Genomic DNA, 26,939 nt, shown 5'->3' with positions numbered 1-26,939 from the left:
GGAAGGGGAATTTTCATTGAGTAAGGGCTTCATTAACGGTTCCGATTTTACCGCCATGGCCGTGCTGGGCGCTGAGTTGTTAAATCAAAATGTCGACAAGGTAAATGCGTTGAATGTTTTCCCTGTGCCTGATGGCGATACGGGAACGAATATGAATTTGACGATTGCCTCGGGCATTCGTGAGCTGCGCAGCAAGCCGTCCGACCACTTGGGCAAAGCGACGGAAGTATTGTCTAAAGGGCTTCTGATGGGAGCTAGAGGCAATTCCGGCGTTATTTTGTCACAGCTGTTCCGTGGTTTTTCCAAGGGGCTTGTAAACGCTGAGCAAGCAGGCCCCCAGCAGATTGCAGCGGCTTTGCAGCACGGTGTTGATCTTGCTTATAAAGCTGTTGTAAAGCCTGTGGAAGGAACGATATTGACGGTAGCGAAGGAAGCTGCAAAGCATGCCGTTGCTTATGCACGCCGTACGAATGATGTCACTGAGCTGATGAAAGAGGTTTACGATAAAGCGAATGAAACGCTTCAGCGTACGCCGGATATGCTCCCTGTGCTTAAGCAGGTTGGCGTTGTTGATTCTGGCGGTCAAGGACTAGTGCTTATTTATGAAGGGTTTGTGCGCTATTTAGTTGAAGGCGAAGGGTCGTATGAAAGCTATTCGCTGTTATCTGAAGCGGCGCCGCCTGAAGAAGTAAGCATTCCGAGGGCACAACCAGCTCCCGCTCCGCTTAAGACGACGAATTTTGCTGCACAATCCCGTCTGGAGACGGCGGATATTGAATTTTTCTATGACATGGAGTTTTTTATAAATCGCAAGCCTGGGGGCAAAACTGCGCCGTTTTTTGATGAATACGCTTTCAAGAAAGCGCTTGGCAAAGATGGAGATTCCATTCTCGTCATCGCCGAGGACGATATCATTAAAGTTCATGTGCATTCCCGCAGGCCGGGTGATGTGCTGAATTTGGCGCTGCCGTATGGCGAGCTGACGAACCTGCATATTTTGAATATGCGTGATCAGCACCGCGAGCTTCTAGAGGAGGAAGCAGCGATTCCATCCTACGCGGTACTGCCTGATTATGCGCTGACGGGAAGCATTTCCTCGCCAGAGCTGCTGGCGGGAACGTCGGGGGCGGTTGTGCCGCCTGGACAAGTTCATGAGCTGGCGCCATTCGGCATCATTGCTGTAGCGCTGGGCGAAGGCATTTCGAACATTTTTCTGGATAATGAAGTGGATATTGTGCTGTCCGGCGGGCAGACGATGAACCCAAGCACGGAAGATTTCGTCAAGGCGATTGAATCGCTCGTCGCGGATCATATTTATTTGCTGCCGAATAACGGCAATATCATTCTTGCTGCTGAACAGGCGGCGGAGCTTAGTGAGCGCAACGTGACGGTTATCCCGACAAAAACGATTCCGCAGGGGCTTGCAGCGGTACTGGCTTTCAAAGAGGATGAGACCGTCTCGCGCAATACGGATTGGATGAAAAATGCTGCCGGGCAAGTCGTTTCCGGCCAAGTGACGCACGCGGTTCGCGACACGACGATCGATGGCGTGAGCATTCGCGAAGGCGATTTTATCGGCATTAAGGAGAAGGCCATTGTTGCGGCACATGCAGATTTGGCCGAGACTTGCCGTCTGCTCATAGCTGAGCTTATGGCTGACGGCGGCGAGCTCATTACGGTGCTGACTGGAGCAGAGGCGAAGGCTGAAGATACGGAAGCGCTGAAAGCATGGGTGGCAGAGGCTTATCCGGATGCAGAGCTTGAAGTTCAAGAGGGCGGACAGCCGCTTTATCCCTATTTATTCGCAGTGGAATAAGGATGGAGAACTAGTGAAATAGCAATCGTTTATAGGGTATGAAAGGGGTGGCGAAGATGGGGAACATTCATATTATTACCGACAGCACTTCCGATATTCCGGCTGAACGATGTGCAGAGCTTGGCATTCAGGTTATTCCACTGAAGGTGCTGTTCGGTGAAGAAACCTATTTGGATGGCGTGACAATTGGGAAAGAGCAGTTTTATGAAAAGCTGATAGCTTCTCCTGTTCTTCCGACAACCTCACAGCCGTCTCCGGCGGAGTTTCTTGAAGTATATGAACGGATTTTGCACGATGATCCGCAAGCGATTATTATTTCTATTCATTTGGCTTCTGTACTCAGCGGCACTTATCAGTCCGGTGTCATAGCTAAGTCGATGCTGGATGAGCAGGCGGACGTAACGGTCATTGACTCCAAGTCGGCTTCGTATGGCTATGGCATTCAGGTGGTTACGGCAGCACGGATGGCTCGCGAAGGCGCCTCTAAAGAGGCGATTTTGGCAGAAGTAGCTCGTCTTCAACAAGAGCTCAGCCTTTATTTTCTGGTTGGATCGCTGGAATTTCTTCAGAAGGGCGGCCGAATCGGCAAGGCTGCGGCGTTGTTTGGCTCGATTTTAAATATTAAGCCGATTCTTTCGCTGGACCAGGAAGGTACGGTTCAGTCTGTCGATAAGGTGCGCGGTACGAAAAAAGCGATGCAGCGCATCATGGAAATGCTCGACAAGGATTTTGGCAGTGATCGCGTTGGGGTTGCGATTGGCTGGACGCACGGCGAGCAGACGGCGCAGGAGCTTGCGGCGCTGCTGAGAGACAAGCCTAATGTGGCATTCATTGATTTTATAACGATTGGTGCGACGATTGGCACTCATGTGGGACCTGGTACATCGGCCGTATTTATGTATAAAGTGTGAGGAATGATTATGATGACGCTGGAGCAATATTCCGTCCGGCAAATTAAAGGCGTGAGCGCTCCGAAGGAGCAAGAGCTTCACGCCTTTGGCGTTCATACCGTTGCCGATTTGCTGGACTATTTTCCATTTCGTTATGAGGATTATCGCGTTCGCGCGCTAGCGGATGTCAAGGATGGAGACAAAGCTACCGTGCAAGGAGTTGTGCGGGGCATGCCCGTGCTGCAGCGTTACGGGAAAAATAAATCGCGGCTCACTTGTAAAATTGAGATCGATTTTTTGCTCGTTACGGCGGTATGGTTTAACCGCCATTTTCTAAGGGATCAGCTGACGCCTGGCCGTACGATTATTTTGACGGGCAAGTGGGAGCAGCATCGCCAGCAGATGACCGTCTCGGAGTCCGAGTTTCCGGAAGGGGCTGGCTCTGCCAAATCAGGGACGCTGCAGCCTGTGTATTCCGTCGGCGGGGCGATTACGCAGCCATGGATGCGCAAGACGATTAAGCAGGCTTTGCAGCAATATGGCGCGATGATCGAAGAGGTGCTGCCGTTTGAGCTTATGGAGCGGCACCGGCTCATTCCTCGCCGTGATGCGGTGCTGCATATTCACGAGCCGGGTGATATACGCGAAGGTCTCGAAGCGCGGCGGCGGATGGTTTATGAGGAGCTGTTTCTATTTCAGCTGAAATTGCAGGCGTACCGAATGCTCAGCCGCAAGCGGGGCGATGGCATCGCTCATTCTATTGAAGCGGAGACGATTAGGCAATTCGCAGCTACGCTGCCATTCGAGTTGACGGATGGGCAGAAGAAGGTCGTAAATGAGCTTTTGGTCGACATGCGCCAGCCTGCGAGCATGAATCGGCTGCTCCAAGGAGACGTCGGCTCGGGTAAAACGGTCGTTGCCGCCATTGCGCTGTATGGAGCAGTGAAGTCCGGCCATCAAGGCGCACTGATGGTTCCGACGGAAATATTGGCGGAGCAGCATATGCGTTCCTTGACGAAGCTGTTCGAGGGCATGGATATAGAGGTTGGACTGCTGACGGGAAGCATGACGGAGCGCCGCCGCCGCGATGTATTCGCTGGCCTTCAGATGGGCCTGATCGATATTGTCGTCGGTACGCATGCCCTTATTCAGGAGACGGTCTTTTTCCGCAGTCTCGGTCTGGTTGTAGTGGACGAGCAGCATCGCTTTGGCGTAAATCAGCGCAGCGTTTTGCGGCGCAAAGGAATGAATCCCGATGTGCTGACGATGACGGCGACGCCGATTCCCCGAACATTGGCGATTACTGCTTTCGGGGATATGGATGTATCGACGATTCGCGAGCGTCCGCAGGGGCGCAAGCCGATTAAGTCATATTGGGTCAAGCATAGCATGATGGACCGCGTGCTTGGTTTTATCCGCCGCGAGGTAGGAGAGGGCAGACAAGCCTATATGATATGCCCGCTTATTGAGGAGTCGGAGAAGCTGGATGTGCAAAATGCCATTGACCAGTATATGCAGGTTCAGCAAGCTTTTCCCGATCTGAAAATCGGCCTGCTGCATGGGCGCCTAAGCGCGGCTGAGAAAGAACAGGTCATGAGCTCTTTCGGTGCGAACGAGCTGCATGTACTCGTGGCTACGACCGTAGTTGAGGTTGGCGTCGATGTTCCGAATGCGACGCTGATGATCGTCATGGATGCCGAGCGGTTCGGCTTGTCGCAGCTGCATCAGCTGCGGGGCCGGGTTGGCCGTGGCGCCCATCAATCTTATTGCGTGCTGGTCGCCGATCCAAAGTCGGAGACAGGGCGTGAGCGCATGAAGGTCATGACGGAAACGGATGACGGCTTTGAGGTGGCGCGCCGGGATTTGGAAATCCGGGGGCCGGGCGATTTTTTCGGAACGAAGCAGAGCGGCTTGCCGGAATTTCGTGTTGCGGACATGGCGGCGGACTTTGAGGTGCTGGAAATGGCGCGGGATGATGCGGCGGAGCTGTGCGCCCGCGATGATTTTTGGGATAATCCGGCTTATGCAAGAATACAGGCTAAGCTGAATCGGGATCAACTTTTTCAAGGAGAACAGCTCGATTAGGCAATTTCCGGGAAGCTCTGGCATATAGTTAAACGTGAAAACGGTATGCCAAGATGGAGGTGTCTGGAACATTGAGCTACCAAAAGTACGGTATTCGCCCGCAATTGGTCGAACGTATTAAAGGAAAGCTGAAAAATCCGCTTCTGAAGGATCGTGTGCGCCTGCTGCTCGCTAATGTCACTAAATTCGACCTGCAGGATCGCGTCAAAGTTAGAAAGCTGGTGAAATCAACCGCCAGCATCTTGCAGGAGCCGCTTACGGATACGCAGGAGGAGCAGATCGTCGCGTTCGTTCTCGCCCAGAAGATCGACCCCAACAATACGTTTCACTTGCTCAAGCTTTGGGGCATGTTTCGCTGACCGTCTGCGGTCAGCTTTTTTTAATATAAGCAGATATATTGATTTTCTTGCAGCTGCACTGCTAGTGCGCTTCTTTTCCGGCTATACTATCTTTTTAGCAGCATTGTAGCTTTTGGAATATGGCGTTTGTGAAAAAGGATGGAGGAGAGCTCATGGGAGGCGCAGTTGAAAAGCTTGGGAGCGGTTTTAGGGCATGGCTGCGGCGTTGCATCCAGCTGCCGGCAGACGCCTTTCTGTATGCGGTTGGCAAATGGCATAGCTTTGGCGAGTCGCAAAAAATGGCTGCTGCGGCGCGCCCGCTTGTGATGCAGCCCGCAATCGTTGCCAAGCTTGCGGCCTCATGGACGCTGCTTGAGCGGGAGCAGGAAGCTGGCGGCTCCAATGCCAGCCCAAATGCCAGCCCAAATGCCAGTCCCAATGCTAACTCTAATGCCAACCTTCCTGTGAACAGCACTGCCGCTGCCAGCCAAGCCGAGCATGAGCTGCTTGCAGCGATTCGAGCGGACGCCGTTCATTTGAATCGCAACAATGTGACGAGAACGGAAGCTTATTTGGCGATCTATGAACGCAGGCCCGAGCTGCACTGGGCGCTGCTGGCGCATTTGGTTTCGCGTAATGGCGGCTGGAATATGACCGATTTACAAGGAGAGTGGCTGCCGTATTTGCTGGGCCGTTCCGCCCGCGAGGCCGTATTCCGCTTTTTAGAGCGCGCGAATGCGTTGATTTTTCAGGATGCTTTTCCGCAGCTGCTGCTGTATGAGGCGAGCTGCAGAGCTGGGCGTCCGTTGTTTCATTTGCTGCCGCAGCTTGGTGTTTCCCGCTTTATGATACCGGTCTGGCAAACGTTTTGGGAGAGCGGCGATTCCGCTATTTTGACAGTTGCGCTGATCGTGAATGAGCAAAATTACATTGAAAAGCGAATTGTACAGCATCCCTTTTTCCGCAAGGAGGTGCTGGATACGGTGTTTTTTGGCTTGCAGTCGTTATTGCAGCTTAATGCGGTTGTGTTTTGTTATCGCTCCGGGGGGGAAGAAATGAAGCTGGCGGGGCTCATTTTGGAAAACTTCGACAATCTGAAAGAACGAATTGAGTTCGGCAAACGGCTGTATGCGCTGCTGTTCAGTGTGCCGGAGGTGCATGGCGGCGCTATTGCTTTCGCGCGGGCCATTCGTCACACGGGTTCACGTGCGGATTATGCCCCTCATTTGTTTGCAGTAGTTAGGCGTGATCCGCCAAAGAAGCCTTACAGGGAGCGGCTATCGGGGAGACGGCTGGCGCCGGGTGCGGCTCCATTATTCAGTCCGGAGCTGAGCAGCGTCTGGCCGGATCGAGCGGTTGAGGCGCCTGAGCCTGGCGATTGGTTCCGGGGGGCAGCGCAGGTGCTTCCTTATTTTCAAAAACTGCCGCTGCCGCATTCCTTTGAAATGACCAATGAATACAGCCTGCTGCTGAATAAAATTGAACTGGCTGTGCTGGCTTCACAGCAGTGGAAGCCATGATTTGGCTAAATAAATAGATTTGCGGCTTGGATGTGTGAGCAAATGGTTGAAAGGGCTAGGCTGATCCTATAAAATGGGAAAGAGGGGCTGTGAATGCTATAACGGGACAATAGACTATGGGACAACGGGAACATACAGGCAAGGGCAAGCCCATAGCAAGAAGCGACTAGTTTGCTGCATTGAAATGTAAGCGTTTTCTAAAGTTATCCATACGCTCAAAAAGCCGGCGAGGCACAGTTCATAGGAAAGGTAAGGAAGGGCGGGTCTGCTTGAAAAAAATAAAAGTGAACTTATTGGCCAAATTTCTAATTTCATATGTGCTGGTGCTGCTGCTGCCGATTGTCAGCATTTTGCTCTACTATTATCCTCACTCGACCAAAGCGGCCAAGGAGAAGGAAATGGAATGGAATGCCCATGTGACGGAGCAGTTCATGACCTCTCTCGATATTTTTACCCGCTATGTTTATGACTTGCCCTCGGAATTAATGCTCAATGGGGACATGAGGATGTACATGGCGATGGAGGACGATTATCGGCGTATCATCATTGCCAATGAAATGCGCAAATATAATGCAACCGATGATTTTATCTACAATACGCTGCTGTATGTCAAAAACATCGGCTACTTGTTCGCCAAGACGGGCAGTGTCTACAGCGTGCAGGATTTTGCGGATCGTGGCGTAGGCTATTATTATGAAGCATGGCCTCATGATGAAATGTTTCAGGAGCTGAACAAGCTCACCCTGCCTTCCGTAAGGCCAGCCGAAAATGTCATTGTTCCGGGCAATAATGGCATCAGGATGCTGACCTTTATACTGCCAATGCCGCTAGGAGGGGAGCATTCCCCGGCATCGGTGCTCATTCTTGTGAAAGAAGAAACGATTATTCGCATGATGAATTCGGTATCCGAATCGTATAATGGCGAGTTTTATATTTTTGACCAGAAGGGCAACAAGCTTGTTGCGTCCAAAGAAGCGGCATATAGCGAGACGGATGATTTCCGCCAGATGGTTAAGCAGCTCGGCGCTAGTGAAGCAGGATCAACCGTTCAGACGATTGACGGCAAAGCCTATATTGTCTCGCATAATGTATCGGACAAAAACGGCTGGCAATATGTCAGCATGCTGCCCGTTACCGAATCTTTGCAGGATATACGCACCATCCAGTGGAATACGATACTTATTCTTCTATTGATCCTGCTGGTAGAGGGCATCGTTATTTATATTTCCATTCGCAAAAACTATCATCCGATCAAGCGGCTTGTGGGCTTTGCCACAGAGGTGTTCAAGCATAAGGATAGCGGCCCAGGCCGGATGAATGAAATCGATACGATTCGTTACGCCTTGGATGGGCTTTCCTTAACGAATACGAAGCTGGATGAACGGGTTCAGAGATCGCTGCCGATTTTGCGCGACAATATGTTGTTTGAGCTCGTCAGCGGCCATTATGCGACTTGGGAGGCTTTTCATTCGCAAGGGGCGGATTACGGCGTATTTAAAAACCGCGATGCGGTAACGGCTGCTGTTCTCTCTTTCGATGCGAGCAAGGAGGATAGGGAGGAAGTATCCGATTTTTTGCGGCAGGAGGAGCAGCAGCTGCCTGAAACGTTAGATGGTCATTTCTTCGCAAGCATTTACAACCAGGAATGGATATTTGTCTGCTCGCATCATGAGGGCATCGACGTCAAGACGTATTTGTCCAGCGTACAGAGCAAGCTGAAGGAGCAGCTGGGGCGGGAGGTGCTAGTCGGCATCGGCTTAGCTAAGAGCGGGTTGTCGCCGGAAGGCGTGCATTTGTCCTATTTGCAGGCGGTGCGTGCTGCTGAATATTTGCGTATTCGCCAGCATGATGAGCTGCTGGAGTTTGGCGAAATCGAAATTTCGCCAAATGGGATGGTATCTTATTTTGCCGAGCTGCTGCAATCTCTGGAAATGGCGATTCTCAAAAACGAGCCTAACATCGTACAATCCGTGCTTGAGAAAATCATTGACTATCTGGCAAGCAGCGGCATGCCGCCACATATGATCAGAACGGTCTATTCGAATACGATCAGCGTTATTTTGAGCGGGCTGCAAAGGTTCCATCAGGATGATGGCAATTTGCTCAGGCTTACGGATGCTGCCTTTTCGCACCGTTATACGATTGAGCAGATGGTGGGCATTATGCGAGAAAGCTGCAGCAAGCTATGCGATATTATTCGCGAGACGCTGCCTGCCGCCCGTACCGCAACCCAAGAGGAAATTTTGGCGGTCATTGAGCAAAAGGGCTTTGACTCTAATTTTTCATTGCAAATGTTCGCCGACCATTTCAGCATGTCGCAGTCAGGCTTCAGCTATCATTTTAAAAAAACAATCGGACATAATTTTAAAGAGTATATCGACAGGCTGCGCATTCAGAAGTCGATCCAATTGCTGCGGAGCACAGGAGGGACGCTGGACTCTATCGCGCAGCAGACAGGCTATTCCAACACATCGAGCTTTATTCGATCCTTTAAGAAAATGGTTGGAACAACTCCCGGCCAATACCGGGACTCTTGCAAGTAAGCGTGATCAAGCTGCTGCTATGCCGTTCGGGCATGGTGGCAGCTTTTTTTAAACTGCAATTCCGGGTCAAGCAGCCTGGAGCAGTCGCTTGTTTTATGCAGAACGTACACTTTTTGAGCATATGCAATATTTCAAAGAGAGGCTATTCCTTGAATGAAATCGCTTGCAAAACCAAATATAAAGCGTTTTCAAAAAGTGCTGATCAGTCAAAAACTGTTTGTATACAGCTTTGTGTCAGAACGGTTAGAGTAAGGGAGCCGAGCAGATACAGGCAGCAGGCTTGCTCCCTTTAGCAGCGAGCAAGCAGAAACAACAGATCGGCAGACTAAATGTATATCGGGGGAGAATGCACATGAAGAAGCAGATCATTACGATGTTGTCGTTGTTGGTGGTCGGGACGACACTCTTGGCGGCATGTTCCGGCTCTAATGAAGGCAGCGCAAGCGACCCGAGCGGAAGTGCCGGGCAAAGCGGCTCGAAGGTTAAGCTGACTGGCGTTATCGTCAAGCATCCATTAACGAAGCCGCTTGCCGAGATGGAATGGCTTCAGCAGATTGAGGAAGCGGCTGGCGTAGACATCCAGTGGCAAGAAATAACCGCGGATTGGGGGCAAAAGAAAGGAACGATGCTCGCCAGCGGTGATGTTCCAGATTTATTCGTTGGCCCGAATGTGATTACAGACGCTGATTTTGCCCAATTCAAGGGATTATTTCAGGACATGAGCGAGTTAATTGAAGGCGCTCCCAACGTTCAGAAAATGTTCGAAGAGAAGCCGGAAACCAAACAAATTTCCACGCAGCGCGATGGTCAAATTTATGGACTTGCGAAGTATCAGCGATTTTGGCCGGATACGGTTAACAGACAATATATTAATCAGACTTGGCTGGACAATCTTGGCCTAGAGATGCCTACTACATGGGATGAGCTGTATGATGTGCTGTTAGCCTTTAAGGAGAAGGATGCGAACGGCAACGGAGATCCTAATGATGAAATTCCGATGGACTGGTCGGGCGGAATCGGCGGCTTCTTCAATCCAGCTGTGCTTCTAGGCGGCATGGGCATTAAGCTGTCCTCCGATGTAAGCGGGCAAGGCTACTTTGTTGAGGACGGCAAGGTGAAAAATTTCCTGACTGATGCTCGCTACAAGGAGCTCGTTATGTTCCTGAACAAGCTATACAAGGCAGGGCTCATTAACCCTGAGGTGTTTACTCACGATTATACGAAGCTGCAGGCTGTTGCCCGCGGGGAAGGGGATATAGCCAAAGTTGGCTTTACGTGGGGCTGGGTAGCATCGGATCGGTTTGGGGAGCAGCTTGCTCCGCAGTATGCGTCGATGTCGCCGCTTAAATCCTCTTCCAGCTATTCGGGCCCAGTATCCTGGAGCTATGACAGCTACACGCTGAATTATGGCGCCAATAATATTGTGATGTCCGCCAAAACGAAAAACAAGGAAGCAGCTATGCGCTTCATTAATGAGCTGTATAAGCCGGAAATTGGCATTCAAGTGCTGTTCGGCTCGATTGGCCCTAACATTGAGGACAAGGGCAATGGCTCCTATGCGGTGCTTCCACCAAAGGATGCGAAGATGGACCCCGGCACCTGGAAATGGACGTCCACTTGGGCAGATAATGGCGCTTTCTACATTTCGGATTCGATCGACTTGACACTCGGCAAGGATATGCAGGAGGTGCTGACCCAGTCGGAGCCGCTTAAAGAGGCACTTGCGCAAGTAGATTCCCAGATCGATATTTATCCGGGCACCTTTGTTAAATATACGAATGAAGACAACAATGCGATGAGCTTAAACAATACGAACATTATGAATCTGGCCAATACGACCTTCGCCAAATGGGTTACGAAAGGCGGAATCGAGGCGGAATGGGATGCTTATGTGAAGGAGAGCCAGAAAGCCGGCCTTGATAAAAATGTTGAAATTATGCAGAAGTACTACGATGAATTTGTAAGCAAGCTGTAGCGGAGGCTGTAGTGCAGGTTTACTCATGAAAGGAGGCGCGGCGATGCGTACAGCAGCGAAGCTCGGCACCGTTAAGCGTGACTATCAGCTATGGCTGATGATTTTGCCGGCGCTTGCCACTATTTTTATCTTCAACTATATTCCGATGTATGGCGTACAACTGGCCTTTCGCGATTACGATTTCAGCAAAGGGCTGACTGGCGGAGAGTGGAAGGGATTATTCTACTTTCAGCAGTTTATCGAAAGCTATCTGTTCAGCGATCTGATGCGAAATACGTTTTTGATCAGTCTGGCGACCATTATTATCGGGTTTCCCGCTCCAATTATTCTCGCGCTGGTGCTGAACCAGATTCGCCGGAAATCGTTCAAAAATATGATGCAGACGACCGTCTATTTGCCGCATTTTATTTCGGTCATCGTGCTGGTTGGCATGTTGAACGTGCTGCTTTCCCCTGAGACTGGCATCGTCGGTCATTTGATGAAGGCGATTGGGCTGGGACATATCAATTTGCTGGCCTCAAGCAATACCTTTATACCTACCTATGTGATTTCGGATATTTGGCAGCATTGCGGCTGGAACAGCATTATTTATTTGGCAGCGCTGTCAAGTGTCGATCCCCAGCTCTATGATTCGTCCAAAATAGACGGAGCAAACCGCTGGCAGACGATACGTTATATCGATTTTCCGGCGCTGATGCCAACGATCGTCATTTTGTTCATTTTAAGCATGGGAGGCATTTTGAGTACGGGCTTCGAAAAAATATTTTTGATGCAAAATGCATTGAACTTGCCCGTATCCGAAGTGATTGCGACCTATGTCTACAAAATGGGGATCGTGTCCAACCAATTCAGCTATGCTTCAGCTATAGGCTTGTTTAATACGCTCATTAATTTTATATTCCTGTATACGATGAACGCTATCTCTAGACGGGTGTCCGACACGAGTCTGTTCTAGCCTACAGCGGAAGGAGGCACTGCAATGGAAAGAATACGCCCGCGCCTTGGCGGCGGTGAAATTTTGTTTAGAATCGTGCTAGTCATCGTCTGTGCCGTTATTTTCCTGACGATTGCTTACCCGCTTTATTTTATTATTATCGCGTCGGTAAGCGACTCGACACTCGTATCAACCGGTAAAGTGCTGCTGTTCCCCAAAGGAACGAGCTTCTTCGGCTACGGAGAGATCTTTAAGGATGAACGCATATGGACCGGCTACCGCAATACGCTTTTTTACACATCCGTGGGCACATTAGTCAATTTGCTGTTCACGCTGCCTGCTGCCTACGTGCTGTCACGCAAGGAGTTTAAGGCGAGAAAATACATTATGTTTGCGTTTGTGTTTACGATGTTTTTCAATGGCGGGCTCATTCCGACTTATTTGCTCATGAAGGATCTGCATCTAACAAATACGCCTTGGGTATTTATCGTGCCGTTTAGCGTTAACGTATTTTATTTAATTATCGCCCGTACTTTTTTTGAATCGACGCTTCCTTCGGAGCTTTATGAGGCGGCTGCAATTGACGGCTGCTCGCATTTTGTCTATTTCGTCAAGGTGGCGCTGCCGCTGTCCAAAGCCTTGATCTCCGTCATCGGCCTGTATTATTTGGTCGGGCACTGGAATGATTTTTTCACTGCGCTTATTTACATTCGCGACAACGAGCTGAAGCCGCTGCAAATTATTCTCCGCGACATTTTATTGTCGAACCAGGTGTTTGCCAGCGGGGCGGGGACAGGCGGCGACTCCGGCGGCTACGCGCAGAAATATGCAGATCAGATTAAATATGGCGTCATTATCGTGTCTACGCTGCCGATTTTAGTGCTGTATCCGTTTTTGCAGAAGTATTTTGAGAAGGGTGTTATGATCGGTTCGATTAAAGGGTAAAATGGGGGACCACTGCGGCAGGCTGCTGCCCGGTGGTCCTTTCTAATGGAACGATTCTATATAGCTTGCTGCTGAATAAAAGCGAGCTAGCATTGCTGGCTTCGCAGTCGTTTGCAAAATAATTTGAATTTTAAAAAGGAATTTGTGGACTTTTGACCAATTAGTAAGGTAAGATGCTGTCCCTCGAACAATTCGTATAGCTCTTTGAGGATCGTATTTGGCGCTGCATAAAGACGCCATTCTCCGGTCTCTTTTGAATGCCCGCATTTTGCTAAAGATCTGGACTAAAGGAAGGTGAAGTATGGAAGACGTTCGAGTGCTCATCGCTGAGGATGAACGGGAAATTAGTGATTTATTAAAAAAATATTTAGATCGAGAATTATACAAGGTGGATGTTGCTGAAAATGGAGAAGAGGCTCTTTGCATGTTCGATAAAAACAGTTATAACCTTGTCATACTGGATCTCATGATGCCTAAGGTGGACGGTATAGAAGTATGCAGAAGACTCCGTAACAAAACCAATGTCCCCATTCTGATGCTCACGGCCAAGGACAATGAGGTTGAAAAGATTTTGGGCCTTAGTATAGGTGCGGATGATTATATCACCAAGCCGTTCAGCATCAACGAGGTTGTCGCTAGAGTGAAGGCGCTCATAAGGAGATTTTTAATTCTGGGCAGTGATGGACACAGCTATGAGAAAACAATGATCCGATTTAAGGGCATCTCGATTGATCTTAAAAAATATACGGTCAATATTGCCGGTGAAGAGATATCTCTAACTGCGAAAGAGTTTGAATTGTTAAAGTTTTTCATTTCCCATCCTGAACAGGTTTTTACGAAGACGCAGCTTTTTCGCAATGTGTGGGACAGCAACTACATAGAAGACGATAATACAGTGATGGTGCATATCAGAAAGCTTCGTAAAAAAATAGAAGCGGATCCTTCTAATCCGCAATTTATTCAAACGATTTGGGGAATTGGATACAAATTTACAGGTGAAAAAGATGAATCATAATCAGTTTTTCTTTGTTCTTATCATTCAATCAGTCATCATCGCCGGGCTTTTGATTCTGGAATTCAATGACGATGCGTCCGGGGTACTCAGATGGATTTTATTCACAGCACTTTGCTTGACAAGCGCATTTCTTTTCTTCACTAGATTTCGTACTCGCACCAGACTAAAGCAAATGACGGCGGAGCTAAGACGAGCAACGAGCGGGAATTTGAAGATGAGATTATTTGCAAAAGATGATGACGTGTGGAATGAAGTGATTTTTTCGATTAATGAATTATTGGAGCAGTTGGAAAACATTCAAATCGAGACGATCAAATCCCAAGCAGCAAGAAGAAGCCTGCTGTCCAATATTTCGCACGATATCAGGACCCCTCTTACGTCTATTATTGGCTATGTGAATGCCCTTAAAGATGATATCGCAATTTCGGAAGAGGAAAAACAGGAATACATTGAGATCATATCCAAAAAATCTAACGGGTTGAAGGAATTAATCGATGAAATATTTATGATAGCGAAGCTGGATGCGGACGAAATGCCTCATAAGCCGGTTTCTCTTGATTTGGCAGAAATGATTAGAGAGTCGCTAATCGCATTTTTACCTGAATTGAACAAAAATGAAATTGATCTGCATGTCAGTATTCCGGATGAAAAGTGCCTTATCCATGCAGATCATCTAAGCGTTATGCGAATCATAGGCAATATCATCAAGAATGCCATTTACTATGGGGGAGAAGGGAAAGTGATAGGGGTTGAGCTCACTCAAACCGCTCAAGAACACCAGTTGCTCATTTGGGATCGGGGACCTGGTATCTCAAAAGTGGATCTTGCTAATGTGTTCGAGAGAATGTACCGGGCCGATCAAGCCAGAACGCTGATTAAAGGAGGCAGCGGCTTGGGTCTTGCCATTGCCAAAGCTCTTATAGAGAAAAACGGCGGTGCAATATGGGTGGAGAGTGAGCCGTGGCAAAAGACGGTTTTCGGGACATCATTTAAGAAACTGTTAAAGAATAGGTAAGAAGCAGTTAAATCTTCCTTTTTATAATGGTTTATAGCTTATAGAAGGAGGGCCGCATTTTGAGTGTTGTTATTAAAACCACTGATTTGACGAAGATTTATGGTAATCAGAAATCGGTGGATCTTATGAATATGACAGTGAAGCAAGGCGAAATTTATGGTTTTCTTGGTCGTAATGGCGCAGGCAAGACAACCACAATCCGCATGCTGGTCGGGTTAATTAAACCTACCCATGGACAAATCGAAATTTTTGGCGAAAATTTGTTGAACAATCAAAAGGAAATATTACGTCGGATCGGATCTATCGTTGAGGTTCCGGGTTTTTACGAAAACCTTACGGGCAAGGAAAATCTGCTGATTAACGCCAAAATCATGGGTATTCATAAGAAAAATGTCATCGAGGAAACCCTTGAAATGGTAGGGCTGCAGGATGAAACAAGGAAGCTGGTGGGGAAATATTCCTTGGGTATGAAGCAGCGTCTTGGTATTGCCAGAGCGCTTCTCCATTATCCTGAGCTGCTGATTCTGGATGAGCCTATGAATGGGCTGGACCCGATTGGCATTAAAGAAATGCGAAAGCTTATTAAAGCGCTGGCCGAAGAGAGAAAGATTACCATTCTGGTTTCTAGCCACATTTTATCAGAGATTGAGCAGGTGGCCGATCATATCGGAATTATTCACGAGGGGAAGCTTCTGGAAGAGATTTCGCTTGATCAGCTGCGGAAAATCAATCGAAAATACATGGAATTACAGGTGTCGAATGACAAAAAAGCAGCTATGCTGCTGGAGAAGCACTTCCATATTTATGATTATGAAGTACATGATGAAGGCCTCATCCGCGTATATTCTCATTTGGGGCAGCAGGGGCAGATCAATAAAGTATTTGTGCAGCATGAAATTGAAGTATCCAAGATCATGCTTAGCGAGGATAGACTGGAAGATTATTTTACGAATTTGGTAGGAGGCGGCACAATTGGTTGATTTGCTGTATACGGAAATTTTGAAGCTTAAACGCTCCAAAATGTTTCTATTAAGCATGATTGGCGCTGCGGTAGCACCTTTTTTGGTAGTGGTCTCCACTTACATCCATATCAAGACGAAGGACCCCACGTTGTTTGTTCCTTTTGAGGAGCTATTTTTCGATTCCAATTTGTATACGGTTTTATTAGTTGGAGTTCCTTTGTATGGTGTAGTTACGGCATATCTTTTTAACCGGGAATATGCGGAAGATACTCTCAAAAACCTGTTAACGATCCCTGTATCCCGAATTAGCCTTATGTTGAGCAAGATGCTCCTCTTGTTCTTGTGGATTATGCTGCTGACCATACTTGCATGGGGGCTAACGCTGCTGCTCGGCATACTTGGCCAGTTCGAAGGGCTGAGCACTTTGCTGCTCGTGGAATCCTTGCAGAAATTTATAATCGCCGGAGCGTTTCTATTTATTTTATCAACCCCCATCATCCTGATCACCATCGTGCTGAAAAACTTTGTACCGACCATCGTTTTGACGATCGTCATCACACTGATCAATGTCATGAGCTCCAATTCTGAATATAAAGGGCTGGTGCCTTGGACAGCCGCATTTGACATTGCCAACGGCACGCTTTTGCCAGTTTATCCACCGGAATATTCTTATATTGCCATTGGGGCTACTTCGATTATTGGATTCATCGCTACTCTAGTTTACTTTAGGAAGGCGGATATTCACTAATGTATGAAATCATTTGCGCCATAATACTCGGCATCCTTGAAGGATTGACGGAATTTCTGCCTGTCTCGTCTACCGGTCACTTGATCTTGGCCGGTAATTTATTAGGCTTTGAAGGGGATAAGGCGACAACGTTCAAGATCGTGATTCAGTTGGGAGCCGTGATGGCTGTATTTATGCTTTATTGGAAAAGGTATATGGATATTCTAAAGGATTTGCTAACTTTTAATTTTTCGGCTAAAAATAAATTGAATGCGATTCACATGGTGATTGCCATGATTCCCGCTTTAATTGTTTATCTGATTTTTAAAGATGATATCAAATCGCATTTGTTCGGACCAGCCCCCGTCCTGATCGGTTTGATCGTCGGCGGCATCCTGATGATTATAGCCGCAAGGGCCAAACGAAAGGTAACCGCCGAGAATACGGACGACATTACTTACAAGCAAGCATTTGGTATTGGATTATTCCAATGTCTAGCCCTATGGCCCGGGTTCTCGAGATCAGGATCGACAATATCCGGCGGGCTGCTGCTTGGTACTAGCCAGAAAGCCGCTGCAGACTTTACTTTCATCATCGCCGTCCCGGTTATGCTTGGTGCAACGATATTGGACATGTACGATAGTCGTGAGCTATTAAACGGGGATACCCTTCTATTATTCCTTATTGGTTTCATTACCGCCTTTGTAGTAGCGATGATTGCCGTGGTCACATTCCTGAACCTGATCAAACGTCTGAGATTGGAGTGGTTTGCGTTTTATCGTTTTGCGCTTGCTGCGGTCTTTTTCATCTTTGTGATGTGAGATATTTATATGGAATTCAAGAAGAATCCACTTTGATTTTGGATTCTTCCTTTTATTTCACTTCGTGTATTGAAGAAATCAATTCGTCCTTTCAACACCGATCACGGTTGCCACAAGACCGTCCACATAACGTCCTATTCGAATGCTTATCTCGGCACGCATGTAGTCTCTGGTGATGGTGAAATGATCTTCATATTCCCGGCAAATATAGCGGTAACGGGCCTCTTGATGATTTATCTCCTCTTCAAAAACGCGGATGCTTTTCTCCGTCAATCCTTTCTTTAATCGGTTTAAGTCATCATGAACATTTCTAGCCAGCAATTGGGCCGCTTTAGAATAGAGCAGTCTTAGCGTTTCTGAGGATTGCTCTGCCTCGCGGGCTTTTTTGACGATGATCGCATGCATGATCGGCAGCAGCACATAATCCTTCATCATATGGATTTCTTCCGCTGTTGGACGAACAGGCTGAAGTGCTTGCTTTTGGAACCTGTTCTGAAAAGCCTCCTTATGCTGCGGAAGCATCATTCGGCTAGATTCCCAGAGCCCGTTCTTTTCAAGTTTTTTACTCATTTGTAGTGCCCCCCGATTTTTATAGACCTATCTGCTGCTTGCCCTGCGGCAGTAAGGGATGAAGCTCTTACAATTGCGGTGCTTCCGTATCGATTTTTGATGCCGTCTGTCACTTTCTCCAGCGCTCTAAGCTTAATCTGATCCTCAAAGAGGGTGAGCTGATAGTTTTGATCGTCCATGAGCTGGCTGATGGTCACACCGACCCGGCGCACAGGCATGCCATCCCAAAATTTATAAAACAACTGCTTCACCGCTTCAAAAACCGTTTTGGTATGGTTAGTGGGGTCCAGCAGCTTCATTTGGCGCGAAAATCCGGTGGGCGCTTCGTAGGGGCTGCACATGCAGTTGACCGTAACGACATGGCCCATATATTTTTTGCGGCGGCAATCGCGGCAAACTTCCTCGGTCAGCTCTAATAAAACGGTATCTACCTCCCATGGCTCCATATAATCTCTTGGCAAAGTCATCATATGGCCAACCGATTTTGGCGGGTTGTTGAATGTTCCAGGCGTAACCGGGCTATCATCGATGCCGTTGGCCGTTCGCCACAGCACCTCGGCATGAATATCGGATTGCTTGCCAAAGCGAAAGCGAAACTGGTCCTTAAGACGCGGCAGAGGCGTTTTGGCAATATCGCCTATTGTATGCATGCCAAGACGGGTGAAATGGGTGGTCATGCGTGAGCCGACCCCAAACATTTTATGGACCGGCTGCGGCCACAGCAAAGCTTCGAGTTCTGCTTTAGGCAGCGTAAAGATGCCGTCCTCATTCTTTTTTGCCCAGATGTCAGTCGCCATTTTAGCGAGCATTTTATTGGAGCTTATGCCTACCCTTATCCATACGCCTGTTTGCAGGAGAACCTTCTGTTGAAGGGCTTTAGCTATCGTAACAGGGTCTCCGAAAAGAGGGAGGCTTGCCGTAATGTCCAGAAACTGCTCATCAATGCTAAAGATTTCAACCAGATTCGTAAACTCCTCATAAATGCCCGTAATCATCAGGGAGGCATCGATATAATGCTGCATGCGGGGACGCAGGACGACGAGCTCCGGGCATTTATTTAACGCGATTCCGAGCCGTTCGGCTGTCGTGATGCCGTATTGCTTGGCAATGGGGCAAGCCGCTAAAATAATGCCTGAGCGGCGCTCAACAGAGCCGGCTACAACAACGGGTTTATTTTTACACTCCGGATGACTGGCTTTTTCAATACTTGCGTAAAAACTTTGACAATCTGCGAGCAATATAACTCTTTCAGCTGTTTCCCTCATTCCAACCGCCTCCGCATATTCATCAGCATGGTCATTAGCTCGGCTTTCACTAAGCTTCTCAGCATGGTGAAATGGTGGATATAACCGCGAACTTTATATTCAACATGGACCCCCCGCGCATTCATCTCGGTGTTTAACGCTTTAATGTTCCGCTGTCTCATCTTTTTCTTAATGCTTTGCAGTTCAAGATAGATGCTTTGCTCCATTTCATTGAGATAAAAAAGGATATGGTTATAAATGATTTTATTTCGATGCATTTTTAATTCGTTGATGTCTCTAGCTAGCATATCGAGAAGAATCGGCAGCAAGGTAAACTTTTTAATAATTTGCAGATCCTCTTCCGTTTCGATGATTGAATGGACACTCATAGCTACACCACCATGACGCGAACGTTTATTCGTATTCTGTATTATATACCGAATGTATGTTCTCTATGCAAGGTTTCTTGGGCAGGTAATTTCGACCAGCTTGGGCTTTGCTTCGGGAAGTGGCAGGGGGCTAGCGTTTTGCGGGGGCGGTTATAATAATGAAGCTTGTCCAAAAGGTCAGAAGATGCGATGATAAATAAATCACATGCTTACATAAGGAGTTAGAACAAAATGAAACAGGCATCACTGCTGCAAGACAAAAAACAACGCAAATTGCTGTTCAGCGCTGGGCTCAGCTGGATGTTTGACGCGATGGACGTCGGCATGCTGTCCTTTATCGTGGCTGCGCTAAGCGTAGAATGGGGGCTTGGCACCGAGCAGATCGGACAGCTGACTGCAATTAATTCCATTGGCATGGCGGTGGGCGCGGCAGCGGCGGGTGCGCTTGCGGACCGCTACGGACGCCGGACGATTTTGCTATGGACGCTGCTCATTTTCTCGGCAGCAAGCGGCTTGTCGGCGCTGGCGGGCACCTTTACCGTGCTGTGCCTGCTGCGTTTCGCTGGCGGCTTTGGACTTGGCGGCGAGCTGCCCGTCGCTTCGACGCTCGTATCCGAGTCGGTTCCCGTGAAGGATAGAGGCAGAGCGATCGTGCTGCTGGAAAGCTTCTGGGCAGGCGGCTGGATTGTCGCTGCGCTCGTCTCGTATTTTGTTATACCGGCCTATGGCTGGCGAGCGGCGTTTATTATTGGAGCAGTTCCGGCGCTGTACGCGCTGTATTTGCGCAGAGCCATTGAGGATTCACCGCGTTATGTGGCGCAAAAGGGGAACGTTTTGCCGCTGCGCCAGCGGCTTGCGGCGATTTGGTCACCGAAGCATCGCCGCTCGACCATTATGCTGTGGCTGCTATGGCTGACGGTCGTCTTCTCATATTACGGCATGTTTCTGTGGCTGCCGACCGTCATGGTGCTGAAAGGCTTCGGACTGGTCAAAAGCTTTCAATATGTGCTGCTCATTACACTTGCGCAGCTTCCGGGCTATTTTACGGCGGCCTATTTCATCGAGAAGCTGGGACGCAAATTTGTGCTGGTCACCTATTTGCTGCTGACGGCGGTAAGTGCCATCTGGTTCGGCAGCGCGACGACAGAAGGCATGCTGCTTGCTGCCGGAGCTTGCCTGTCCTTCTTCAACCTTGGCGCTTGGGGAGCGATGTACGCTTACACGCCGGAGCAATATCCGACGGCGGTTCGGGCAACGGGAGCAGGTTTTGCTGCCTCCTTCGGCCGGATCGGCGGCATCATCGGCCCTTACATGGTAGGGATGCTCGTGGCGGGCGGCACATCGATTCAAACGGTGTTCATCATTTTCTTTGTGGCGATCGTATGCGGTGCGCTGGCGGTTGCTTTCCTAGGTAAAGAAACAAAAGGAATCGATCCTGACCGTTAAGCGCCGAAGCTTGCGGCGGGGCTAGAATGAGGATCAAACACGATATTTTCTAGCTTTTAGGCGAAAAAAAGCCCCTCTCCTGAGCTATAGCAGTTCCGGCAAGCCGAACGCTGCTCGATCAAGGAGAGGGGTTCTTTCATTGAAAATAGACAGCAAGATGCAGAATTTAGCACCCGCAGCTACTACCTAAGCGGCGCGAAATGCTTCACTTGCTCCAAAATGCCTTCGATTTCCTGAATCACATCTGCGGAAAGCTCAAGCTCGACAGCTTTGACGTTTTCGACGATTTGCTGCGGACGGCTCGCGCCAATCAGCGCGGAGCTGATGCCCGGCAAGCGCAGCACCCAAGCCAGCGCCAGCTGGGAAATGGAGACGCCAAGCTGGCTAGCCAGCCCATCAAGCTGTTCTACGCAGTCAAGCACATCGTCGCGCAAATAGCTTTTCAGCACATGGTTGATCGAATCATTGGCAGCGCGGCTATCTGTAGGCAGTTGCTGGCCTTTTCTATATTTTCCGGTCAGGATGCCTTGCGCCAGCGGCGAAAAGACGATCTGGCCGATGCCTTCCCGCTCGCTGACAGGGATGACCTCTTGCTCAATATATCGCTCAAACATATTGTAGATCGGCTGGTTGGAAATAAGCGGGCGCAAATTCAGCCGCTTCGCAATGCCAGTCGCATCGGCGATTTGAGCGGCGCTCCATTCGGAGACAGCGGAATACAAAATTTTGCCCTGCGCGGTCAAATCGTCCAGCGCCCGCAGCGTCTCTTCCAGCGGAGCATTTTGATCATAGCGATGGCAAAAATAAATATCAATATAGTCTGTGCCCAGACGTTTCAAGCTGGCATCGCACTGCTCCATAATATGCTTGCGCGATAAGCCGCCGTCATTGGGGCCGTCACCCATATTGAAAAAGACCTTCGTCGAAAGCACATAGCTGGAGCGCTCGAATGGCCGCAGGGCAGAACCAAGCGCCCGCTCGCCTTCGCCGCGATTATAGGCATTGGAAGTGTCGAAGAAATTGATGCCGCTTTCAAAGGCCTGCTGAATGCAAGCGTCAGCCGCTTGCTGCTCGGTAGCTGTTCCATAAGTGAGCCAGCTTCCAAGACCGATTTCGCTTACTTTAATGCCGCTTGAACCGATGCGTCTGTATTTCATACCCTGATTCCTCCGCTTTCGTTGAAAAAGTAAATGCTCATCTCTGGCCGCAGCCGTTATTGCTCCAGTGATTTTTGCGTAAAGATAGCCATGTACGTCACTTCGTCCGATACGGGGCAGAGGAGATGCTCCTCCAGCGAATTGAAATAAAGCGTATCCCCCGGATGCAGCGAATATTCAGTCGCACCAACCTTATACGTCATCTCGCCGCTGATCATATAAATAAATTCCTCGCCCTCATGGGAGAAGCCGTGCGGCTTGACCTCGCCTTTGCGGGCCGTAATCAAATAAGGCTGGACCAGCTTGTCTCTGCGCTCGCTGGCAAACGCGTAGAAGGAATACCCTCTGTCTGTCCGGAGCCAGCTGTCTTTATCGCTGTACTGCAGGCTAGAATTGAACACGGTCGCATTGGCGCTCTGCTCTTCAATCAGGTCGGACACGCGGACGCCTAAAGCTCCGGCAATTTTCATCAGTGTCGCAACCGGAGGAGCGGATAGATCGTTTTCAATTTTGGACAGGAGACTCTTCGTAAAGCCGCACTGTTTTGCGATTTCTTCCTGCGTCCGCTTCTGTTCCATGCGGATCAGCCGGATTCTTTTGCCGAGGCTCATCAGTCACACACCTTTATTTGTCATACTTGTTTTCTATCGTATCATAAAAGGACCGAGTTGAAAACGATTCAATAAAGTTGTTGATAATTCAACTTAGTTGAATTAAAATAAACCTGCAATCATCTTAAGCTAAGTGCTTGAAGCATTGAAGGATAGACGAAACAGGGAGGGACAAAATGGTCAAGGCGGCGGATTTGAATGAGGAGCAGCATGTGCTGGATATGGGCTGGGGCAAAATATCGTGGTTGTACGGCCAAGAAATTGATCCTGCGGGCCAAATGACATTTGGGCAGGTTTACATTAATGCAGGCCAGGAAAATGGACGCCATCGGCACCCGAACTGCGAGGAAATTATTTTTGTGCTGTCGGGCGAATGCGAGCATTCGCTGGGGGATGAAACGTATCATCTGAAGCCAGGCATGGCACTGCGCATTCCGCAAAATGTGTTGCATCATGCCAAGGTAACCGGCTGGGAGCCGTGCCGGATGATCATTGCGTATTCCGCAGTCGATCGGCAGACGGTGGGCGAATAGGGCGGCCATTCGAGCGTTGGGCGACCTAGTATAAGCAGGGAGGACGATAAGTGGGAATCCGGTATGCTTTTTCCCGGCCAACGGCAGGGGCAGAGGAAGAGAAGGCATTAATTCATGGCTATCAGGCGGCAGGCTACGAGGGTTTGCAGCTCAAATGGAATCAATATATGCCTCACGTGCAGGAACCGGAGCGGTTTATGGAACGCTGGGGACAGCCGCCGGGCCTCGCATCCGCGCTTATTACGGGAGGTACGCTGCTTAGCGACGATAGCAAGGAGGAGCTGCGCCGTATTTTCCGCTTTGGGAAGCAGGTGGGCACGGAGCTAATTGTCTACTGCCACAGCGTCCCAAGGACGGGGCTGGAAAAGGAAGCTATTGCTGGCTTTGCGCGTCTGTTCGCGGAGCTGGGCAAGGAGGCGCAAGACAGCGGACTCAAGCTGTCGCTGCATCATCACTATGATCAGCCGGTGATGCACCGGGCGGATTTTGATATATTTTTCAGCGAGCTGCGGCCGGAGGACGGAGTTGGACTGACGGTTGATACGGCGCATCTGGTGAAGTCAGGCATTTCCGATGTGGCGGAGGTCATTCGCAGCTTTGCGCCATTTATCAATAATTTTCATATGAAGGATTTTGCGGCTGGCGAATATCGGATATTAGGAGAGGGCTCGATTGATTTTCAGCCGATTATGGCGGAAGTGAAGCGGATAGGCTATGCGGGCTGGATGTCGGCGGATGAGGAAAGCGGCGGTGACATAGTGACGGGCATGCAGCAATGCTTGCCGTTCATGAAATCAGGTGTTGGGAGAGTGGCGGAATGAAAAAATATAAAATTGGATTTGTCGGCGCGGGGGCTGTCACACGGCTGCATTTGAGAGGTTATGCCAACCATCAGGATCGCGTGGAAGTCGTTGCGATTTGCGACCCAAGCGAAGCGGCCGCTCAGGAGCGGGCGGATGAGTTTGGCATTGCGGGGAGATACACGGACCTTGCGGAAATGCTGGCGCATAGCGGGCTAGATGCCGCAGTAGTCTGTACACCTTCGACGATACGCGGAAGCATTATGCGGCCGCTGCTGGAAGCAGGCATTCCGGTATTTCTGGAAAAGCCTTTCGCCGATACGTTTGCCGAGGCCCAGCAAATAGCGGAGCTTGCAAAGCAGCTGAACGTTCCGGTATGCATTAATCAAAATTTTCGCAAGCATCATCAATTTGATTTTATTCGCGATTTGGTCAAGTCAGGCGCAATCGGCAAGCTGGAGTCGATTCAATTTGATTCCTTGTTTTATCGGCAGGATGCAGGCTGGCGAGTACACACGGAGCGTCACGCCTTGTCCGTCATGGCGATTCATTGGTTTGACGGTATGCGCCGAATCGCGGGTGCCAAGGCGGCTTCCATTTACTGCAGCGCCTACTCCTCGGAGGCGGTTGATTGTTTAGGGGAGACGGATGCGACCGTGCTGATGACGTTTGAGAACGGCGTGCGCGCCCATTTTACCCAAAGCTTCTCCAGTCCATTTCATAAAAATGATCTCGTCGTGCTTGGCAGTGAAGGCGTGCTCAGCACGACGTCCAATACGATCGGGCTGTATCGCCGCGAACCGAGCGGGGAGCCGAACTGGAACCCGCAGCCTGTGCAGACATGGGAGCATGCGCTGCCGATAGAGGAGGCGATATTTGACGGCCTCAATCAGCTGCTCGTCTGGCTGGAAACGAGAGTAGAAGCCGAAAATAGCGCGTTTGACAATTTGCATACGGTTTCATTGCTGGATGGCGCGTACGAGTCGGCAAAGAATAATCAGGTTGTTGCCTTTCAGGAAGGACTGCTAGGGTAGAACGGGTAGAGCTTGCAAGTGCAAAAGCTGCACGAACTGAAAAAATGCAAGCAAGTGCAAGAGCTGCAAGAGCTGCAAGAACTACAAGCAACTGCAAAAGCTACACGAAATGAAAAAGCTGCAAAACTGAACAACTGAAAAATCCGCAAAAATACATCTAGAGGAGCTTTGTTGCAACTGTGGTCAGTTAAGAAAAATAAATAAGGCGCAGGGTTTTCGCAGCAGCGAAAATTTTGCGCCTTATTTCATATTCTAGGCTCTTCGAGCGTTGATTCGATGGCCCCTATTTTGGCGGACACCAAATCCGCTATTTACTCAAGTAAACGGTCATGGAGATGCCTCGCGGACACAGAAGCCGCTAATGGTCCCCCAATCACTATTTTGCCGAGATAATGAGACCAATAAAGGATCTCCTGTCCGCCTACATACTTAAATCACAAAAAAAGCTAAAATAGCGGAACCTCAGTCCTCCAAAAAGGAGAGGTCCTATTAGAGAGCCTATCCGCGCTGGCAAAACACGTAGGCTAATCGCATTTTCGAGGGTGAACCTTTACAGCTGAAAATGCTGCTGGCGGTAATGGAGCGGGCTCATCCCGGTCCAGCGTTTGAATTGCCTGCTGAAATGCGACAGCTGGGAGTAGCCCAGACGCACAGCGATTTCCTTCAGCGACAGCTCCGGCTGGCGAATGAGCACCTTAGCCTCCTGCAGCTTGAGCTCAGATAAAAACTGACGTGGCGACAGGCCATACACTTTGCGAAACACCTCAAGCCCATAGCCCGGGCTGATGCCGAGTGAGCGCATAATCTCTTCAATAGAAAAAGCGCTCTCGGCCGCCGGCTCGCCTGGAAGCTTATGCGGGTCAAAATTCCCCTTGATCGCCTCAGCAATCGCCTTGGCATATTGCACCGACGCTGGCGGCATAGCTGCCATCTCCTCCTCCGGGAAACAGATCGTGCCCACTAATAGCCCAAACAGCTCAAACAAATCCGCCTGCAGCCGAAAGCGATCCGCCGTCGTATAGCCGCCTCCCCGCCTAAGCATCGCAATCCATTGCTTCAAAATAGGCAGCAGCCGCTCATGATCGGCGCTTCCGGCAGGGAACAGCAGGCGGCCACTCCGAATCATTTCTTGGCGAAAAGCCGGATCGTCCACATTAAAGTGGGCGCAAAAATAAGCCATGCCTTCCTCCGAAATGCAGCGGCTCTTATGCTTAAAGCCGGGCGGAATAAGCAGAAAGTCGCCGGCGCCCAGCTGATATTTGCTTTCGCCAATGACGGTTTCCTGCGCGCCCTCCTGAATAAAAATCATTTCAAAGCCGATATGGGATTCCAGCGGCATCTGCCAATGCTTGTCTACACGCTGTTCATGCGCGCCAAAAAACTTAATGTTCCAGTCGATAGCGGGCAGAAAACGCACATTTTGAATCCACGGCGAAAGTGTCACTTCATCATCCATTAGGCAGAACCACCTTTGATTTGGGTAAATTTCACGTTGTTTGGACAATCGGCGATTTATTCTATTTAATTTATACTAAGAGGGCAAGCTAAAGCAATAAGCAAAAGTGATGA

24 protein-coding genes are annotated in these 26,939 nt (G+C 49.3%); 18 read left to right on the top strand and 6 right to left on the bottom strand.

The window, feature by feature from the left end:
- Nucleotides 1-16: 16 nt before the first annotated feature.
- From ASF12_RS20135 to ASF12_RS20070, 14 genes are all read left to right on the top strand, one after another.
- Nucleotides 17-1,816, top strand: a complete 1,800-nt coding sequence (locus ASF12_RS20135; RefSeq protein ID WP_056038509.1) for a DAK2 domain-containing protein — start codon at nt 17-19, stop codon at nt 1,814-1,816.
- Nucleotides 1,817-1,872: 56 nt separating this feature from the next.
- The gene (locus ASF12_RS20130) at nt 1,873-2,727 is read left to right on the top strand and encodes a DegV family protein (RefSeq protein ID WP_056038505.1); all 855 of its coding nucleotides are present in this window, start codon (nt 1,873-1,875) and stop codon (nt 2,725-2,727) included.
- A 12-nt stretch (nt 2,728-2,739) separates the two neighbouring features.
- Nucleotides 2,740-4,791 carry an ATP-dependent DNA helicase RecG gene (gene recG / locus ASF12_RS20125; RefSeq protein ID WP_056039091.1) on the top strand — a complete coding sequence of 684 codons (2,052 nt, stop codon included), beginning with the start codon at nt 2,740-2,742 and terminating at the stop codon, nt 4,789-4,791.
- A 71-nt stretch (nt 4,792-4,862) separates the two neighbouring features.
- On the top strand, nt 4,863-5,150 hold the full coding sequence (locus tag ASF12_RS20120; protein WP_046230621.1) for a stage VI sporulation protein F: 288 nt from the start codon (nt 4,863-4,865) through the stop codon (nt 5,148-5,150).
- Between the two features lie 152 nt (nt 5,151-5,302).
- On the top strand, nt 5,303-6,649 hold the full coding sequence (locus tag ASF12_RS20115) for a DUF2515 domain-containing protein (protein WP_056038503.1): 1,347 nt from the start codon (nt 5,303-5,305) through the stop codon (nt 6,647-6,649).
- A gap of 269 nt (nt 6,650-6,918) precedes the next feature.
- Entirely contained in the window at nt 6,919-9,192 is a 2,274-nt protein-coding gene (locus ASF12_RS20110) for a helix-turn-helix domain-containing protein (protein ID WP_056038500.1), read from the top strand.
- A 352-nt stretch (nt 9,193-9,544) separates the two neighbouring features.
- Nucleotides 9,545-11,167, top strand: a complete 1,623-nt coding sequence (locus ASF12_RS20105; RefSeq protein ID WP_056038497.1) for an extracellular solute-binding protein — start codon at nt 9,545-9,547, stop codon at nt 11,165-11,167.
- Between the two features lie 43 nt (nt 11,168-11,210).
- Nucleotides 11,211-12,122 (top strand): ABC transporter permease, encoded by a 912-nt coding sequence (locus ASF12_RS20100; protein ID WP_056038494.1) that lies wholly within the window; start codon nt 11,211-11,213, stop codon nt 12,120-12,122.
- Nucleotides 12,123-12,146: 24 nt separating this feature from the next.
- On the top strand, nt 12,147-13,046 hold the full coding sequence (locus tag ASF12_RS20095; protein ID WP_056038491.1) for a carbohydrate ABC transporter permease: 900 nt from the start codon (nt 12,147-12,149) through the stop codon (nt 13,044-13,046).
- Nucleotides 13,047-13,347: 301 nt separating this feature from the next.
- The gene (locus ASF12_RS20090) at nt 13,348-14,061 is read left to right on the top strand and encodes a response regulator transcription factor (protein WP_056038489.1); all 714 of its coding nucleotides are present in this window, start codon (nt 13,348-13,350) and stop codon (nt 14,059-14,061) included.
- On the top strand, nt 14,051-15,076 hold the full coding sequence (locus ASF12_RS20085) for a sensor histidine kinase (RefSeq protein ID WP_056038486.1): 1,026 nt from the start codon (nt 14,051-14,053) through the stop codon (nt 15,074-15,076). The genes ASF12_RS20090 and ASF12_RS20085 overlap by 11 nt, the downstream gene beginning before the upstream one ends.
- 59 nt (nt 15,077-15,135) lie before the next feature.
- A complete protein-coding gene (locus tag ASF12_RS20080) occupies nt 15,136-16,056 on the top strand; it encodes an ABC transporter ATP-binding protein (protein ID WP_056038483.1) in 921 nt (306 codons plus the stop codon).
- Complete coding sequence (locus tag ASF12_RS20075) at nt 16,049-16,786, top strand: ABC transporter permease (protein ID WP_056038480.1); 738 nt, start codon at nt 16,049-16,051, stop codon at nt 16,784-16,786. The genes ASF12_RS20080 and ASF12_RS20075 overlap by 8 nt, the downstream gene beginning before the upstream one ends.
- Nucleotides 16,786-17,586, top strand: coding sequence for an undecaprenyl-diphosphate phosphatase (locus ASF12_RS20070; RefSeq protein ID WP_046230631.1), 801 nt, complete (start codon nt 16,786-16,788; stop codon nt 17,584-17,586). The genes ASF12_RS20075 and ASF12_RS20070 overlap by 1 nt, the downstream gene beginning before the upstream one ends.
- A 78-nt stretch (nt 17,587-17,664) precedes the next feature.
- Here ASF12_RS20070 and ASF12_RS20065 read toward each other — a convergent pair whose 3' ends face one another.
- From ASF12_RS20065 to ASF12_RS20055, 3 genes are read right to left on the bottom strand one after another with little or no spacing between them, the layout of a single operon-like run.
- Nucleotides 17,665-18,156 (bottom strand): hypothetical protein, encoded by a 492-nt coding sequence (locus tag ASF12_RS20065; protein WP_056038478.1) that lies wholly within the window; start codon nt 18,154-18,156, stop codon nt 17,665-17,667.
- Nucleotides 18,153-19,421, bottom strand: coding sequence for a DNA polymerase IV (locus ASF12_RS20060; protein WP_056038476.1), 1,269 nt, complete (start codon nt 19,419-19,421; stop codon nt 18,153-18,155). Before ASF12_RS20060 ends, ASF12_RS20065 begins: the two co-directional genes overlap by 4 nt.
- Nucleotides 19,418-19,789, bottom strand: a complete 372-nt coding sequence (locus ASF12_RS20055) for a hypothetical protein (RefSeq protein ID WP_056038472.1) — start codon at nt 19,787-19,789, stop codon at nt 19,418-19,420. The genes ASF12_RS20060 and ASF12_RS20055 overlap by 4 nt, the downstream gene beginning before the upstream one ends.
- Nucleotides 19,790-20,020: 231 nt before the next feature.
- On the opposite strand from ASF12_RS20055, the gene ASF12_RS20050 reads away from it, so the two are divergent.
- Nucleotides 20,021-21,235 (top strand): MFS transporter, encoded by a 1,215-nt coding sequence (locus ASF12_RS20050; protein WP_056038469.1) that lies wholly within the window; start codon nt 20,021-20,023, stop codon nt 21,233-21,235.
- 182 nt (nt 21,236-21,417) lie between these two features.
- On the opposite strand, the gene ASF12_RS20045 is transcribed toward ASF12_RS20050, so the two are convergent.
- Both ASF12_RS20045 and ASF12_RS20040 read right to left on the bottom strand, forming a co-directional pair.
- The gene (locus tag ASF12_RS20045; protein ID WP_056038466.1) at nt 21,418-22,392 is read right to left on the bottom strand and encodes an aldo/keto reductase family protein; all 975 of its coding nucleotides are present in this window, start codon (nt 22,390-22,392) and stop codon (nt 21,418-21,420) included.
- A 56-nt stretch (nt 22,393-22,448) separates the two neighbouring features.
- A complete protein-coding gene (locus tag ASF12_RS20040) occupies nt 22,449-23,003 on the bottom strand; it encodes a helix-turn-helix domain-containing protein (RefSeq protein WP_056038465.1) in 555 nt (184 codons plus the stop codon).
- A 176-nt stretch (nt 23,004-23,179) separates the two neighbouring features.
- Here ASF12_RS20040 and ASF12_RS20035 point away from each other — a divergent pair, with 176 nt between their 5' ends.
- Genes ASF12_RS20035 through ASF12_RS20025 form a run of 3 tightly spaced genes read left to right on the top strand, consistent with a single transcriptional unit; the run spans nt 23,180 to nt 25,370 of the window.
- On the top strand, nt 23,180-23,536 hold the full coding sequence (locus ASF12_RS20035; protein WP_056038461.1) for a cupin domain-containing protein: 357 nt from the start codon (nt 23,180-23,182) through the stop codon (nt 23,534-23,536).
- A 50-nt stretch (nt 23,537-23,586) separates the two neighbouring features.
- A complete protein-coding gene (locus ASF12_RS20030) occupies nt 23,587-24,357 on the top strand; it encodes a sugar phosphate isomerase/epimerase family protein (RefSeq protein WP_056038459.1) in 771 nt (256 codons plus the stop codon).
- Nucleotides 24,354-25,370, top strand: a complete 1,017-nt coding sequence (locus ASF12_RS20025) for a Gfo/Idh/MocA family protein (RefSeq protein WP_056038456.1) — start codon at nt 24,354-24,356, stop codon at nt 25,368-25,370. Before ASF12_RS20030 ends, ASF12_RS20025 begins: the two co-directional genes overlap by 4 nt.
- Before the next feature lie 550 nt (nt 25,371-25,920).
- On the opposite strand, the gene ASF12_RS20020 is transcribed toward ASF12_RS20025, so the two are convergent.
- Nucleotides 25,921-26,826 carry a helix-turn-helix domain-containing protein gene (locus tag ASF12_RS20020; RefSeq protein ID WP_056038453.1) on the bottom strand — a complete coding sequence of 302 codons (906 nt, stop codon included), beginning with the start codon at nt 26,824-26,826 and terminating at the stop codon, nt 25,921-25,923.
- Nucleotides 26,827-26,939: the final 113 nt, after the last annotated feature.

The sequence above is a fragment of the Paenibacillus sp. Leaf72 genome, from assembly GCF_001422685.1.
Taxonomy (GTDB): domain Bacteria; phylum Bacillota; class Bacilli; order Paenibacillales; family Paenibacillaceae; genus Pristimantibacillus.
Note: the sequence above shows the minus strand (reverse complement) of the source record. Positions and strands in the feature narration are given on the sequence as shown.